15 protein-coding genes and 1 tRNA gene are annotated in these 14,348 nt (G+C 69.5%); 12 read left to right on the top strand and 4 right to left on the bottom strand.

Going from position 1 to position 14,348, the window contains the following annotated elements; genetic code table 11:
- Positions 1–222 precede the first annotated feature (222 nt).
- The 8 genes from G7B71_RS14700 to G7B71_RS14670 all read left to right on the top strand — a co-directional run bounded on the left by G7B71_RS14700 (position 223) and on the right by G7B71_RS14670 (position 6,055).
- On the top strand, positions 223–1,128 hold the full coding sequence (locus G7B71_RS14700; RefSeq protein ID WP_166042262.1) for a heme o synthase: 906 nt from the start codon (positions 223–225) through the stop codon (positions 1,126–1,128).
- Positions 1,125–1,253, top strand: coding sequence for a hypothetical protein (locus tag G7B71_RS15805; RefSeq protein WP_279338416.1), 129 nt, complete (start codon positions 1,125–1,127; stop codon positions 1,251–1,253). The genes G7B71_RS14700 and G7B71_RS15805 overlap by 4 nt, the downstream gene beginning before the upstream one ends.
- A 5-nt stretch (positions 1,254–1,258) precedes the next feature.
- Complete coding sequence (locus G7B71_RS14695) at positions 1,259–1,828, top strand: cytochrome c oxidase assembly protein (protein WP_207774813.1); 570 nt, start codon at positions 1,259–1,261, stop codon at positions 1,826–1,828.
- Between the two features lie 52 nt (positions 1,829–1,880).
- Positions 1,881–2,705, top strand: coding sequence for a cytochrome c oxidase subunit 3 (locus G7B71_RS14690; RefSeq protein ID WP_166042258.1), 825 nt, complete (start codon positions 1,881–1,883; stop codon positions 2,703–2,705).
- A 147-nt stretch (positions 2,706–2,852) separates the two neighbouring features.
- Complete coding sequence (locus G7B71_RS14685) at positions 2,853–3,473, top strand: SURF1 family protein (RefSeq protein WP_166042255.1); 621 nt, start codon at positions 2,853–2,855, stop codon at positions 3,471–3,473.
- 13 nt (positions 3,474–3,486) lie between these two features.
- Positions 3,487–4,713, top strand: a complete 1,227-nt coding sequence (locus G7B71_RS14680; protein WP_166042253.1) for a pitrilysin family protein — start codon at positions 3,487–3,489, stop codon at positions 4,711–4,713.
- Positions 4,710–5,579, top strand: a complete 870-nt coding sequence (locus G7B71_RS14675; protein ID WP_166042251.1) for a class I SAM-dependent methyltransferase — start codon at positions 4,710–4,712, stop codon at positions 5,577–5,579. The genes G7B71_RS14680 and G7B71_RS14675 overlap by 4 nt, the downstream gene beginning before the upstream one ends.
- The gene (locus G7B71_RS14670; protein WP_166042248.1) at positions 5,576–6,055 is read left to right on the top strand and encodes a hypothetical protein; all 480 of its coding nucleotides are present in this window, start codon (positions 5,576–5,578) and stop codon (positions 6,053–6,055) included. The genes G7B71_RS14675 and G7B71_RS14670 overlap by 4 nt, the downstream gene beginning before the upstream one ends.
- 27 nt (positions 6,056–6,082) lie before the next feature.
- Here the strand turns inward: G7B71_RS14670 and G7B71_RS14665 are convergent, their stop codons facing one another.
- From G7B71_RS14665 to G7B71_RS14655, 3 genes are read right to left on the bottom strand one after another with little or no spacing between them, the layout of a single operon-like run.
- Positions 6,083–6,724, bottom strand: a complete 642-nt coding sequence (locus G7B71_RS14665; protein WP_166042246.1) for a heme exporter protein CcmB — start codon at positions 6,722–6,724, stop codon at positions 6,083–6,085.
- Positions 6,721–7,266, bottom strand: a complete 546-nt coding sequence (ccmA, locus tag G7B71_RS14660; protein WP_166042267.1) for a heme ABC exporter ATP-binding protein CcmA — start codon at positions 7,264–7,266, stop codon at positions 6,721–6,723. The genes G7B71_RS14665 and ccmA overlap by 4 nt, the downstream gene beginning before the upstream one ends.
- A 29-nt stretch (positions 7,267–7,295) precedes the next feature.
- Complete coding sequence (locus G7B71_RS14655) at positions 7,296–7,697, bottom strand: metallopeptidase family protein (protein ID WP_166042244.1); 402 nt, start codon at positions 7,695–7,697, stop codon at positions 7,296–7,298.
- Between the two features lie 11 nt (positions 7,698–7,708).
- On the opposite strand from G7B71_RS14655, the gene G7B71_RS14650 reads away from it, so the two are divergent.
- From G7B71_RS14650 to G7B71_RS14635, 4 genes are all read left to right on the top strand, one after another.
- Complete coding sequence (locus G7B71_RS14650; RefSeq protein ID WP_166042265.1) at positions 7,709–8,044, top strand: 4a-hydroxytetrahydrobiopterin dehydratase; 336 nt, start codon at positions 7,709–7,711, stop codon at positions 8,042–8,044.
- A 24-nt stretch (positions 8,045–8,068) separates the two neighbouring features.
- Positions 8,069–8,159: transfer RNA gene (locus tag G7B71_RS14645), tRNA-Ser, on the top strand.
- 77 nt (positions 8,160–8,236) lie between these two features.
- Positions 8,237–9,277 (top strand): AI-2E family transporter, encoded by a 1,041-nt coding sequence (locus G7B71_RS14640; RefSeq protein ID WP_166042242.1) that lies wholly within the window; start codon positions 8,237–8,239, stop codon positions 9,275–9,277.
- A 223-nt stretch (positions 9,278–9,500) separates the two neighbouring features.
- Positions 9,501–12,476: a TonB-dependent receptor gene (locus G7B71_RS14635; RefSeq protein WP_166042240.1), complete on the top strand. Its 2,976-nt coding sequence runs from the start codon at positions 9,501–9,503 to the stop codon at positions 12,474–12,476.
- 105 nt (positions 12,477–12,581) lie between these two features.
- On the opposite strand, the gene G7B71_RS14630 is transcribed toward G7B71_RS14635, so the two are convergent.
- A partial coding sequence (locus tag G7B71_RS14630; protein WP_166042238.1) for a PD40 domain-containing protein occupies positions 12,582–14,348 on the bottom strand: 1,767 nt, incomplete at its 5' end.

Raw genomic sequence — 14,348 nt, 5'->3', positions numbered from 1 at the left:
GTCCTGAGCGAAGTCGAAGGGCGTCCGCGAGATGATCGTGCAACGGTTCCAGGCGCCTTGGCCGGAACTTGGTGCCGACGCCCTTCGACTTCGCTCAGGACGAGCGGAGGGGATTGAGCCTGCCATTAGCTGCACCGCCCATTTTCCGCCTTGCAACCAAGGTCCTGGGGCCAAATGGCCCTTCTCCGCGCGCGGAGTCCGGCCTATAGGGCTGGGCAAATCATGATTGCCGCCGACCGTTCCCCGAGCCTGCCTGCCGAATGGCGGGATTTCATCGCGCTGACCAAGCCGCGGGTGATGACGCTCGTCGTCTTCACCGGCGCTTGCGGCCTGTTCGCGGCGCCCGGCACGCTTCACCCCGTGCTCGCCTTCACCGCAGTCCTATGTATCGCCCTGGGCGCCGGCGCGGCGGGCGCGCTCAACCAATGGTATGAGGCCGACCTCGACGCCAAGATGAAGCGCACCGCCAAGCGGCCGCTTCCGGCGGGACGGATGGACCGCGATTCGGCCCTGTTCTTCGGGGTCGCTCTGGCGATCTTCTCGGTGCTTCTGATGGGCCTCGCCACCAACTGGCTCGCCGCCGGCGTGCTGACCGTGTCGATCCTGTTCTACGTGCTCGTCTACACGATGTGGCTGAAGCCGCGCACGCCGCAGAACATCGTCATCGGCGGCGCCGCAGGCGCATTCCCGCCGGTGATCGGCTGGGCCGCGGTGACCGGCGACATCGCGCTCCTGCCGGTGCTTCTGTTCACCCTGGTTTTCGCCTGGACGCCGCCGCATTTCTGGGCGCTGTCGCTGTTCGTGCGCACCGATTACGCCGCGGCCGGCGTGCCGATGCTGCCGGTGACCCACGGCTTCCGGGCGACCCGGCACCAGCTGTTCATCTACACGATCATCATGGCCGCGGTTGCGGTCGCGCCGTGGCCGCTCGGCGAGACAGGCGCGATCTACGGCATGGTCGCGTCGGCGCTGTCGCTCGTCTTCATCGCGCTCGCCTGGCCGGTGCTGAGGAACCAGGCCGAGGACCCGGCGGCGATGAAGCCGGAGAAGACCTTGTTCAAATATTCCATCCTCTATCTTTTCGTGCTGTTCGGCGCGCTCGTCGCCGACCGCATGCTGCTCGCATGACCGACCTCGACCAGAAAGAAGTGCGCCGCCGCCAGCGCAGCCGTTCCATCGTGATGGGGCTGGCGCTCGCCGCCTTCGTGATCCTGCTTTACCTCATCACCATCGCTCGCATGGGCGCGCAGTGACGAGCATCGCCGACCAGCAGCGTCTCGCGCGCAGGAACGGCAGAACCGCCGCGCTCGCCGCCCTCTTGGTGGCGGCGATGGTCGGCCTCGCCTTCGCCAGCGTGCCGCTCTACCGGATCTTCTGCCAGGTGACCGGCTTCGGCGGCACCACCATGCAGGTCGACGAGGCGGTGGCGGCGCAGGTGCGCCCGGTCCCCGGCCAGTCGGTCAGCATCCGGTTCGACGCCAATACCGACCGCAACCTCGCCTGGCGCTTCCAGCCGGTCCAGACCCACCGCACCGTGCCGATCGGCGAGCGCAACATGGCGCTGTACCGCGCCCGCAACATGTCGACGCGGCCGCTGACCGGCACCGCGACGTTCAACGTGACCCCGGTCCAGGCCGGCAAATATTTCAGCAAGATCCAGTGCTTCTGCTTCACCGAGCAGACTCTTCAGCCGGGCCAGGAAATGCAGATGCCGGTGATCTTCTACGTCGATCCGGCGATCCTCGACGATCCGGACGCACGCGACATCACCGAGATCACCCTTTCCTACACCTTTTACCCGGTTGAGCAGCCGCAAAGCGGCAGCTAGAGGCAACCCAAAGACCGGCGCGCGCCGGGACGATCGACAGGGACGAAACGCAATGGCTGGAGCCAAGAACCACCAATATCACATCCTCGAGCCGAGCCTGTGGCCGCTGATCGGATCGATCGGCGCGGGCGTCATGTTCTTCGGCCTGGTGATGTGGTTCCACCCGGACCATTTCGGCACTGGCGGCCCGTGGGTGTTCGGCGCCGGCCTCATCGGCGTTCTGTTCACCATGTTCAGCTGGTGGGCCGACGTGGTGCGCGAGGCCAATCGCGGCGACCATACGCCGATCGTGCAGCTTCACCTGCGCTACGGAATGATCCTGTTCATCGCCTCCGAGGTGATGTTCTTCGTCGCCTGGTTCTGGGCCTATTTCAACGCGTCGCTGTTCCCGTCCGCGGTGGACGCGGTCGGTGGAGTGTGGCCGCCCGAGGGCATGCACGTCCTCGATCCGTTCAGCTGGCCGCTGCTCAACACCATGATCCTGCTCTGCTCGGGCACCACCGTGACCTGGGCGCACCACGCGCTGATCCACGGCGACCGCAAGGGCCTCGTTCAGGGCCTGTGGGCGACCGTCGCGCTGGGCCTGATCTTCTCCGGCGTGCAGGCTTACGAATATATGCACGCGCCGTTCGGCTTCGGCGACAATGTCTATTCGTCGGTCTTCTTCATGGCGACCGGCTTCCACGGTTTCCACGTCATCGTCGGAACGATCTTCCTGATCGTCTGCGCGATCCGCGCCCAGAAAGGCGCGTTCACCCCGAAGCAGCATTTCGGCTTCGAGGCGGCGGCCTGGTACTGGCACTTCGTCGACGTGGTGTGGCTGTTCCTGTTCCTGTGCATCTATGTGTGGGGCGGCTGGGGCGCCGAATACCATTGATCCCGTTCCTCCCCATGGGGCGCTGCCCCATGGGGAGGGGGACCACCCGAAGGGTGGTGGAGGGGTGAGCGGAGCGGTCGGAGGGTTACCCCTCCACCATGCTTCGCATGGTCCCCCTCCCCCCGCGCTGCGCGCGCAGGGAGGAACATGAGGCGCCTTCCCGTCCTTCCCACCATCATCGCCGCCGCGGCCGTTGCGGTGATGATCGGCCTCGGCCTGTGGCAGGTGCAGCGCGCCGCCTGGAAGGAGCGGATGCTCGCCGAGCTGGCGGTGGCTCAGAACCAGCCGGCGGTCGATCTCGATCCCTTGCTGGGGCCGGACATGCCCGAGCGACCCATCGCCTTCCGCCGCGCCCTGGTCAGCTGCTCAGCCCGCGATGCCGAGGTCAGCGCGCGCGCCGGCCGAAGCCTCGCCGGGGCGAGCGGCTACGCCTTCTACGTGCCGTGCCGGCCGGGCGAGCCGGGCTGGGCGGGGCGGCTTCAGGTCAATGCCGGCTGGTCGCAGCGGCCCGACGCGGTCAAGCGGCTGTCGCTACCCGCCACCGTTGCGGGGGTGATCGGCACGACCGAGCCCGGCCAGCCGATCATCCTCACCGCCGCGCAGCCGCAAGCGCCGCTCGAGGCCAGCGCACCGCCGCGGATCGAGGACATTCCCAACAATCACCTCGCTTATGCGGGGCAGTGGTTCCTGTTCGCGCTGGCGGCGGCCGTAATCTTCGTGCTGGCGCTGAGGCGGCGCTCGGTTGCGGGCGGGGCGACGAAACCCTAAGTTCCGCGCTTCCATGATGCAGCTCACAACCCTGCCGAACGGCCTGCGCGTCGCCAGCCGCGCGATGCCGGGCTTCGAGACCGTCGCGGTCGGCCTCTATGCGGAAGCGGGGTCGCGCCACGAGACCGCGGCGCTCAACGGCATCGCCCATCTCTACGAGCATATGGTGTTCAAGGGCGCCGGCGGGCGCACCGCGCGCGAGATCAGCGAGGCGATCGAGGATGTCGGCGGCGACCTCAATGCCGCAACCGACCGCGAGGGGACGAGCTTCAGCGCGACCCTGCTCGCCGAGCACCTGCCGCTCGGCCTCGAGCTCCTGTCCGACATGATCCTCCATCCGCATTTCGCCGCCGACGACCTAGTGCGCGAGAAAGAGGTGGTGCTGCAGGAACTGGGCGAGGCACGCGACACGCCGTCCGACATCATCTTTGACGAATTGTGGACCGCGGCTTACCCGGACCAGCCGCTCGGCCGCTCGGTGCTCGGCGACGAGGACAGCATCGCCGCGATCACGGTCGACGACCTCCACGGCTGGCGCGCCTCGCAATATCGCGCCGGCAGCCTGATCCTCGTCGCCGCCGGCAAGGTCGATCACGAGCGGCTGGTCGCGCTCGCCGCCGAGCGCTTCGGCGCGCTTCCGGCTGGCCTCATCGACCAGGCGGAGGCTGCGAATTTCGCCGGCGGAGTCCGCGCGAGCCGCGCCCGGGCCGACCAGGCGCACCTCACCGCCGCTTTCGCCGCGCCCTGCCACCCGCATCCGGACTATTACCCCTCGCGCCTGTTCGCCGACATAGTGGGAAGCGGCGCCTCGTGCCGGTTGTTCCAGGCGGTGCGCGAGGAGAGGGGCTTGGCCTATTCGGTATGGGCGTCGCTGACTCCCTATCGCGACAGCGGCATCTTCTACGCCTATGCGGCGACGTCGCGGCGCCAGGCGGGGGCGGCGTCCGAGCTCATTTTCGACGTGCTCGACCGCGCGTCGCGCGATCTCAGCGACCGCGAGCTCGAGCGCGCCAAAGCGCAGGCCAAGGCGGGCCTGCTGCTCAGCCTCGAGAGCAGCTGGGGCCAGGCCAATTATGTGGCGCGCATGCTGTCCACCTACGACCGGCTCGTCGAGCCGCGCGAGATCGTCGCCGAGATCGACGGCGTCACGCTCGACCAGGTGCGGGCGGCCGGCGCGCGCATGCTGGCGGGGCCGAAGGCGCGCGCGACGATCGGAGTTCCGGCGGTCCGCGCGGCGTGAAGCTCGATACTTTGATCGCGGAGCCCTGGGCCGATTACGGCCTTGTCGACTCCGGCCATGGCCGCAAGCTCGAGCGCTACGGCCCCTATCGTTTCATCCGTCCCGAGCCCCAGGCGATGTGGGCTCCGGCCTCGGCCGACTGGGACGCCGACGGCGAGTTCATCCCGGGCAGCGACGAGGAAGGCGGCGGCCGCTGGCAGTTCGCCCGCCCGGTGCCGCGCGACGGCTGGGACCTCAATTGGGAGGAGGTGCGCTTCCGCGCCCAGGCGACGCCGTTCCGCCACCTCGCTTTCTTCCCCGACATGGCCCCGCAATGGGCGTGGATGCGGGAGCGGCTCGGCGAGGGCTGCGAGGCGATGAACCTGTTCGGCTATACCGGCGTCGGCACTCTTGCGATGTCGGCGACGGGCGCCCGGCTCACCCATGTCGACGCGTCGAAGAAGTCGGTCGAGGCGGGCAAGGCGAATGCCGCCCTGTCCGGCATGAGCGACCGGCCGATCCGCTGGATGATCGACGATGCGGCCAAGTTCACCGCGCGCGAGGTGCGGCGCGGGCGGCGCTATGACGGGATCATCCTCGATCCGCCCAAGTTCGGCCGCGGCCCGACCGGCGAGGTGTGGCGGCTGGAGGAAGGCCTGCCGGGCCTGATCGCCGACTGCCGCAAGCTGCTCGACACGGACAGCCGCTTCCTGGTGCTGACCGTCTATGCGGTGCGCATGTCCGCGCTGGCGATCGGCGAGCTGCTCAATCAGGCGCTCGGCGACCTCGGCGGCAGGGTCGAGTGCGGCGACATGGCCGTCCGCGAGGAAGCGCGCGGCCTGCTCCTCCCCACCGCGATCTTCGCGCGGTGGAGCCGCGACGGGTGAGGCTCGGCGCTCTGGCATTGGCTGGAGCGCTGCTGTCCTGCTCCGGTGAGCAGCCCCAGGCCAACCGGCAAGCGGAGGACGGCGCCCTCACGGTGTCGCTTCAATCGGAAGATTCGATCGACGGGCGGCGGCCGCTCCTGGGGCTGTTCTGCGGAGCCCGGCGCAAGTCGTTCTGGCTGGAACTCGTGCGCCCGCCCGCGGTCGAGCCCGGCCGGTCCTTCGGCTCGTTCAAGGTCGACGACGGCGCGCCGGTGCGGCTGCCGCTGACCTGGCTCGGCGACGGCAAATGGCGGGTGGCGGTCGACGCGGAAGGGGAGGCGCGGCTGGTCCGCGCCACGGTCGCCGGCCGCAACATCTATTTCAGCGGGCCGGAGGGCACGACCGACCGGGTCTATCGCTGGGATTTGGCGCGACTTGGCGACCAACGGGAGCAGGTGCGCCAGGGCTGTTCGCGGCAAGCACAGCCTTCCCGCTAAGGACGAGCGGGTTCCCTGTGCCTTGCCCTATTCCCGGCCCGCCCGGATCGCCGCTCCGGCCGCGAAGGGTGCGCCTGCGACCAGCAGGAGGGAGGCGGCCGCGAGGAGCTGCAACGCGCCGTTCTCGGTGCCGCGCTCGACCAGGCCGGCGCCGAAGATGAGGAGCGGCACGGCGAGGGGGAGAATGAGCAGGCCGGCGAGGGCCCCGCTGCGCCTCAGGCTCGCGGTGATCGCGGCGACCCCGAGGGTGAGTGCGGCGAGGCCCGGAGTGCCGACGAGAAGGCCGAGCTCGAGCCGCCACAGCACCGGTTCGGGTAGCCCCATCAGCGCCGCGGCGGGGAAGGCGGCGAGCATCAGCAGCGGGCCGAAGCTCAGCCAGTGGCCGGCGAGCTTGGCCAGCGCGATCACTTCCTCGCTGATCCCGCGAAGCGCCAGCTGGTCGAGCGTGCCGCTGGCGAGGTCGGGCTCGACGAGGCGGTCGACCGGCAGAAGCGCAGCGAGCAAAGCGGCCATCCACAGGGCGCCGCCGCCGGTGCGGGCGAGCAAAGGTCCGTCGGGGCCGACGGCGAACGGGAACAGGGTCGCGACGAGCAGGAAGAAGACCAGCGGAAGGAACGCCGCGCCACCGCCGGCGGCAAGCCTCAGCTCCCGGGCAATAAGGGCGGTCATGCCAGCGTCACCCGGGCGCAATCGGGGAGGGCCAGCGGCTGGTGGGTCGCGAGCAAGATCGCGCCGCCGCGGATGCGATGCGCGGCCATGCCCTTCTCCAGCCGCTCGCGCCCTTCGGTGTCGAGGCCGTTGGCGGGCTCGTCGAGCAGCCACAACGGCGCGTTGCAGGCGAGCACTCGGGCCAGCGCGGCACGCTTGCGCTGGCCGGTCGACAGCATCCGCACCGGCACCTCGGCGAGGTGGGCGATTCCCATCGCCTCCATGCCCGGCACCGCCGACACGCCGTCGAGCCGCGCCCAGAATGCCAGCGCCGCGCCCAGCGTCCGCCGCGGCTCCAGCGCGAGGCTTTCGTCGGCGAGCGCCGCGTCGGCTCGAGCGACGGTGCCGGCGCGCGCCGGAAGCAGGCCGGCGGCGATGCGCAGCAGGCTCGACTTGCCGATGCCGTTGGGACCGGTGACCATCGCCGCCTCTCCCGGGCCCAGACTTAGGTCGAATCCCTCGAACAGCAAGCGGCCGCCGCGCCATCCGGCGACGCCCTTCATCTCCAGCAGCTTTTCGCCCCCGCCGCCTGTCACTCGGCCTGGTCCTCGAGCGCGTGCATGTCGTCGTCGCTGAGTCCGAAATGGTGGCCGACCTCGTGGACGATGACGTGGGTGATGAGGTCCTCCAGCGCGACCCCGGTCTCGACCCATTCGACAAGCAGGGGAATTCGGTAGAGGTGGATCATCGGCGGATGCTCGCCCGAAGCCCAGCTGCTCGCCTCCCTGAGCGAGCGGCCGGAATAGAGGCCGGTCAGCTCATAGGCGTTGTCCAGCCCCATCTCGGCGAGCAGGGCCTCGTCTGGCTCCTCCTCGACGCGCAGCACGACTCCGTCGATGAGCGCGCGGAACTGCCCGGGCAGCCGCTCGAGGGCCGCCTCGGCGAGCCGCTCGAGCGCCGCCCCGTCGGGCGCATGGGTTTGACGATTTGTCACGATCGGAGGACATAGAGGCAAAGAGCCATGAGGAGGAAGGGGTGGCGGCCAAGCTCAGCGACCAGGAGCGCGAGGACGCTCTTGCCGGCCTTCCCGAGTGGGAGTGGGACCCGGCGCGCGAGGCGATCCGCAAGCGCTTCACCTTCGCCGATTTCAACGCGGCGTTCGGCTTCATGGCCCGCGTCGCTCTGGCGGCGGAGCGGGCGGATCATCACCCGGACTGGTCGAACGTGTGGAATCGGGTCGATATCGCTCTGACCACCCACGACGCCGGCGGCCTCACCGCCAGGGATATCGCGCTCGCCAAGCGCATCGAGGCGCTTGCCGCCCCGCCTCGTCGCGACTAGATAGCCGGCCTTCCAGAGCAATGCGGAGCGGTGGCCGAGTGGTCGAAGGCGCTCGCCTGGAAAGTGAGTATACGGCAAAACCGTATCGAGGGTTCGAATCCCTCCCGCTCCGCCACTCCCTGTCAGCTTGAACCGGCTTCCCTCGCCGCCGCTCTCCCCCTACGGAATGGCCAAGGGAAGGAGAGTGGGGCGATGACCGATACGGGGGGATTTGCGCGGCGGTGCCTGATCGTGCTCGCCATCGCGGTCGTGGCGCTGGTCTTCTACCAGATGATCAACCTGCTGTTGCTGATCTTCGCCGCGGCGACGATCGCCAGCATCTTCTCGGCAGCGCGCGTCGGCATCACTCGCCTCACCGGTCTCAGGGGCGGCGCCGCGCTCGCCGTGGCCGTGCTCGCGGTGATCGGAGTCCTCGCCGGCGTCTTCACCATGTTCGGCACGCAGATCGCGCGCGAGATGGACACGATCCGCGAGCGCTTCCCCGCGGCCCTGTCCTCGGCCCAGGCGCAGCTCCAGGCGTGGGGAGTCGAGGCGGAGAGCATCCGGCGGCTGATCGACCAGGGCGCCGGCGACGTCAGCGCCATCGTCTCGCGCGCGGGCGGCTATGCCTTGTCGGCAGGCAGCGGCGTCGCCGATTTCCTGCTGGTCGTGGTCGGGGCCATCTTCCTGGCCGCGCAGCCGGACATCTACCGCCGCGGCCTGGTGCTGATGGTGCCCAAGTCGCACGAGGCGCTGACCGCCCAGGCGCTCGACGACACCGGCCATGCCCTTCAGGGCTGGCTTCGCGGCCAGCTGCTGTCGATGCTCGCAGTGAGCTTGCTCACCTTCACCGGCCTGTGGCTGCTCGGCGTGCCCGCGGCGCTCGGCCTCGCGCTGATCGCCGGCCTGCTCGACTTCATCCCGTTCGTCGGCCCGATCATCGCCGCGGTGCCGGCGATCATCCTCGCCTTCCTGGTCGGCCCGTCGACCGCCCTGTGGACGCTCGGCCTCTACCTGCTGGTCCAGCAGATCCAGGGCAACATCCTCCAGCCGCTGGTCCAGCGCTACGCGGTCGACGTGCCGCCGGCGGTGCTTCTGTTCGCGGTCGCCGGGGCCGGCGTGCTGTTCGGCTTCCTCGGAATCCTCTTGTCGGCGCCGCTCACCGTGGTCGCCTTCGTGCTCGTCCAGCGCCTCTATATCCAGGGCGCGCTCGGCAAGGACATCAAGGTCGTGACCGAGCCGACCACGCTCTGACGCGCTGTCCCACGGGGGCGGCTGTTGCGCGGCTGCAACGGCCCGCCGCCAAACCGTAGCAATTCCGCGATTCCACGGCTTTTCCACGCCGCCGGCTACGCGCCCGGCACAGCGCCGCGCTGTGTGGGCTGACGACCCGCGCGTTCGTGCCGCCCCTCTCGGGCGACCCGCCGCGCCGGCCGCCCGGGGCTTGTCCCGTCCTTACTCGAAGGAAAGCGATTAGATGATTACGGCAGACGTGCGCCGCCGGCGCACAGGTTCCCTTCTTCCCCGCGCCAGCGCCGCGGCGCTGGCCATCGGGCTCGTTTCGATGCCGGGCATCGCGGCCGCGCAGGACGCGACCGACGCGACCCCGGTTGACCCGGCGCTCGCCGAAGCCACGATTGCTGCTGACGCCGCGCAGCCGGCCGACGGCGGCGAGGTCATCGTCACCGGCTCGCGCATCGCGCGTCCCGAGCTGACCTCCAACGTTCCGGTCGCCGTGATCGGCGCCCAGGACCTGCAGCGCGATGCCGCGATCAACGTCCAGGACTCGCTCGCCGAGCTGCCCCAGGTCGGCGTCGGCTCCAGCCGCACCAACACCAACTTCCTGACCTCGGGCAACGGCGTCGCCACGGTCAATCTGCGTAACCTCGGTTCCAGCCGTACTTTGGTCCTGGTCAACGGCCGCCGCTTCGTCGCCGGCATCGCCGGCACTTCGGCGGTCGACCTCAACAACATCCCGACCGACTTCATCCAGCGCGTCGAGGTCGTCACCGGCGGCGCGTCCGCCGTCTACGGCTCGGAAGCGATTGCCGGCGTGGTCAACTTCATCCTGAAGGATCGCTTCGACGGCATCCAGCTGCGCGGCCAGTACGGCATCACCGAGCGCGGCGACAATCCGCGCTACATGGGCGCCATCACCGCCGGCACCAGCTTCGGCGCCGACGACCGCGGCTCGGCGATCCTGCACTTCTCGTACGACAACGACGCCGGCCTGCTGTCGCGCAACCGCGCGATCTCCAGCCAGGACTGCTTCTACGACATCTGCGGTCCGGCCGCTTACTCCAGCTACTCGGCGCAGGGCCGCTTCCAGCTGCTCGACGCCAACGGCGCTGCGCAGGCCGGCTTCAACGGCGGCTCGCTGTTCTCGTTCAACACGGACAACAGCGTCGTCGCGGGCGGTGGCGTCGGCTTCAACCGCAATGCCGTGCGCCGCATCTCGACCCCGCTCGACCGCTACCTCGGGGCCGGCGTGTTCAACTATGAGGTCAACGACAACCTCAAGGCGTTCGCCGAGGTCACCTATTCGCGGGTGAACTCGAGCTCGCAGATCGAGCCGCTCGCGCTCGACGCCCTCGACATCTATGACGGCGTCAACACGTTCGGCATCAGCATCGACAATCCGTTCCTGCCGGCCGCGGTGCGTGCGCAGATCGATGCGTACAACGCCACGGCTCTGACCGACGGCAACGCCGCGACCAACCCGATCACCCAGATCGGTTTCCGCCGCCGCCAGAACGAGGTGTTCGACCGCTCGAACGTCAACATTCGCGACACCTGGCGCGTCGCCACCGGCCTGCGCGGCACCATCGCCGACAGCTGGAACTGGGAAGCGAGCTACGTCTATGGCCGCCTGCACGACTTCACGTCGTCGGAGGACATCGACAACAACCGCTACCGCAACGCGCTCGACGCGGTGCAGTTGGCTGACGGCTCGATCGTGTGCCGCAGCGACGCGGCGCGTGCCGAGGGCTGCGTTCCGATCAACCTGTTCGGCTACGGCACTGCCTCGCCGGAAGCGTCCGCCTACGTCCAGGCGGTGGTCCCGAAGTCCGAGGACATCGTGAACCAGCAGCAGGTCGTGTCGCTGAGCATGTCCAACAGCGAGCTGATCCAGCTGCCGGCCGGCGGCCTGGGCGTCGCGGTCGGCGCCGAGTACCGGATGGAGGAGAGCGTCGACGACCTCGACATCCTCACCAACACCGGCGGCAACTCGGGCAACGTCATCCCCGACACGGTCGGCGAGTTCGACGTGTGGGAGGTCTATGGCGAGGTCAACGTGCCGATCCTCGCCGACACGTTCGTCAACTATTTCGGTCTGACCGGCGCTGCCCGTTATTCCGAATATAGCCAGCCGAACGTCGGCGGCGTGTTCAGCTGGAACGTCGGCGCCGAGCTCGAGCCGGTCGACGGCCTGCGCTTCCGCGGCGTTTATGCCCGCGCCAACCGCGCCCCGAACATCTCCGAATTCGCCTCGGCGCCGTCGGAGACCTTCGCCGGCGTGAACGACCCGTGCGACCGCGTCACCGCGACCAGCACCGGCGAGTTCGACGCGGCGTGCCGCGCCATTCCGCAGATCGCCGCGGCGATCGCGGCGAATGGTGAGTTCCGTTACACCCTGGCCGATACCCAGGGCATCAACGGCTTCATCGGCGGCAACCCGAACCTGGCGGAAGAGACGGCGACCACGCTGACCCTCGGCGCGGTGTTCCAGCCTCGGTTCGTCCGCGGCCTGGCGCTCACCGCCGACTATTTCGACATCAAGGTCGAGGACGCGATCAGCACGGTCGGCCGCAACCTGTCGATCCGTCAGTGCCTGACCACCAACGATCCGGTGTTCTGCAACAACGTGATCCGCGATCAGAACACCGGCTTCATCCGCACGGTGAACGACCAGCTGATCAACGTCGCGCAGATCCAGACCCGCGGCATCGACTTCGGTCTTCGCTACGGCCGCGCGCTGCCGCTGCTCAATGCCGACGACCGCATCGAGCTGACCGGTAACTACACCTACCTGCTCGACTATAAGGACCAGGCCAACCCGACCGCTCCGGTCCGCGAATATGCGGGCACCATCTACTATCCGGAGCACAAGGCGACGGCCCGCCTCGCTTACCTGACGGGTGGCTTCACCCTCAGCTGGCAGGTGAACTACCTCGGTGGCGGCACGGCCGACATCGACCTGCTCGACGATCCGGACGCGGCGCCGCTCAACCATGTCGGTCCGCGCTTCTACCACGACGCGCAGATCCGCTGGGACATCGGCGAGGATCGTCGCTTCTCGTTCTACGTGGGCGTCGACAACGTGATGGATACCCAACCCCCCTTCCTCCCGGGTACTCCGTTCAACCTGTCGCCGACCGGCACCGAGACCGCAGCGGACCTGTACGATCCGTTCGGCCGGCGCTTCTACGCAGGGGCTCAGGTGCGTTTCTAAACTGAGCGAAGAGGGCGCCCCGGAAGCCAAGTGCTTCCGGGGCGCTTTTCTCTTTTCCGGGTTCGGTGGGACGCCGCCCCTCGCGAGGGGGCGGCGTTTCGCTGTTTAGCGGAAGTCGATTCCGTAGAGCTCGATCTTGAAGCTCTGCAGGTTGAGCAGCGGGCGCCCGTCGCGGGTGAGCGCGAAACCGGCGCTGCGGTTGAGCAGCGACGCGTCGGCGAGGTCGGTCGCCGCGCCGCTCGCCAAGTCGAGGCGCTTGAGGCGGGCGCCGCGGCGAACGCCCTCGGGCCGCTCGACATAGAAGAGCGCGCCGTCGGCGAGGCCCCAATTGGTCGCGTCGGCCACGGCCAGTCCGTCGAGCACCTTCTGCTGCGGACCGGTCACCGTCGCGCCGCCCGAAGCGAGGGCGCGCCGCCACAGGCCGGGGCGGCCCGACTGGACATAATAGAGCCAGCCGCCCGTCTCGCCGACGCGGAAATGACCGACCCCGGGCGGTGACACCCGCACAGGCTGCGCGCCGTTGCCGAACGGATCGATCCGCCACACCGACGGCCCGCCGTCGCGCCGCGACGTGAAGTAGAGATGGCGACCGTCCGGCGACCAGTCGGGAGAGCCGTCCTCCGCCGCATCCCGGGTCAGCCGGCGGGGCTGCCCGCCGCTGCGCGGCATCACATAGAGATCGGCGACGTCGTCGACCACGGCGACGAAGGCGACGTGGCGCCCGTCGCGCGACCAGCGCGGCTGCACGATTCGCCAGCCCTCGAACTGCGTGACCTGGCGCGGCTCCCCGCCCGGGTCGCGCATCCAGATCTGCTCGTGGCCGGTGCGGGTGGAGACGAACAGCTGGGTGCCGTCGCCGGCGACGTCGGGGAACCAGTCGCGGAACTCGGCTTCTCCGGCACCGATTTCCGCGGCGCCGCCTGGCTCGAGTTCGTGCAGGCTACTGCGGTCGCGAATGCCCTCGAAGACGATGCGCTTGCCGCCGCGTCCCTGGCCGAGGAAGCCGTAGCGGAGCAGGCCCTCGGAAATACGTTGCGGCTCGCCGCCGCGGCGGTGCACCCACCACAGTCCGGCGTCCCCGCCGCGGTCGGACGAGAACAGGATGCCGTGATCGTCGGCGCTCCAGGCGAGACCGCCGATCGCGCTGCCGTCGCTGGTGAGCGCGGTCGTCACCTGGGTCTGGAGGTTGAGCAGGATGATGTCCGCCGACTGGCGCGACGACCGCCTCAGGAAGGCGAGCCAGCGGCCGTCCGCGGAGACCACCGGTTCGAGGTCGCCGAACAGGTCCGACGAGGGCTGGGTGACGGCGATGCTTCGGCCCGTTTCGAGGGTCATCCGCTCGATGGCGAGCGGCGCCGCGGGCGCGGCACGGTCGCTGTACAGGAGGTCGCGGCCGTCGGGGCTCCAGGCAAGGCGGGTCGAGGTGGCGACTCGGCACGCCCCGACCGGCCGCTCGGTCCCCGCCGGCACGGTCATCACGAACAGGCGGCACGGCGCGGAGCCGTCGGGCGGCGCGCGGGTGAAGGCGATGCGGGTGCCGTCGGGCGACCAGGCGGCATTGTCGTCGACCGCTACGTCCTGGGTCAGCCGCACCGGCGCGCTGTCGCCGATGGTGAAGAGGTAGAGGTCGACGTTCGTCGTGTCGTGCGCGCGGGCGGTGAAGGCGACTCGGCTGCCGTCCGGCGACAGGGCGGGGCGGCCAGTGACGACCAGGTTGTTGGCGATCGGGAAGATGCGTTCGATCGCCGGCGCCGCATTGGCCGCGCTCAACCGGCTGTAGCCGCCCGCGGCGAGGCCGGTCGCGGCCAGGGCGGCGAGCCCCGCGGCAAGGTGCCAGCGGCGGCGGCGCGGAAGGGCGGCCGGCTCGGCGAT

Origin of the sequence: Sphingosinicella sp. YJ22 (assembly GCF_011320075.1) — a bacterium.
Classification (GTDB): domain Bacteria; phylum Pseudomonadota; class Alphaproteobacteria; order Sphingomonadales; family Sphingomonadaceae; genus Allosphingosinicella.
This window is presented reverse-complemented; position numbering and strand designations above follow the sequence as displayed.

Coding starts and splice junctions, on each gene's coding strand:
- G7B71_RS14640 (WP_166042242.1), top strand. CDS start 8,237: ATGACCGATACGGGGGGATTTGCGCGGCGGTGCCTGATCGTGCTCGCC.
- G7B71_RS14690 (WP_166042258.1), top strand. CDS start 1,881: ATGGCTGGAGCCAAGAACCACCAATATCACATCCTCGAGCCGAGCCTG.
- G7B71_RS14635 (WP_166042240.1), top strand. CDS start 9,501: ATGATTACGGCAGACGTGCGCCGCCGGCGCACAGGTTCCCTTCTTCCC.
- G7B71_RS14680 (WP_166042253.1), top strand. CDS start 3,487: ATGATGCAGCTCACAACCCTGCCGAACGGCCTGCGCGTCGCCAGCCGC.
- G7B71_RS14700 (WP_166042262.1), top strand. CDS start 223: ATGATTGCCGCCGACCGTTCCCCGAGCCTGCCTGCCGAATGGCGGGAT.
- G7B71_RS14665 (WP_166042246.1), bottom strand. CDS start 6,724: ATGACCGCCCTTATTGCCCGGGAGCTGAGGCTTGCCGCCGGCGGTGGC.
- G7B71_RS15805 (WP_279338416.1), top strand. CDS start 1,125: ATGACCGACCTCGACCAGAAAGAAGTGCGCCGCCGCCAGCGCAGCCGT.
- G7B71_RS14685 (WP_166042255.1), top strand. CDS start 2,853: ATGAGGCGCCTTCCCGTCCTTCCCACCATCATCGCCGCCGCGGCCGTT.
- ccmA (WP_166042267.1), bottom strand. CDS start 7,266: ATGAAGGGCGTCGCCGGATGGCGCGGCGGCCGCTTGCTGTTCGAGGGA.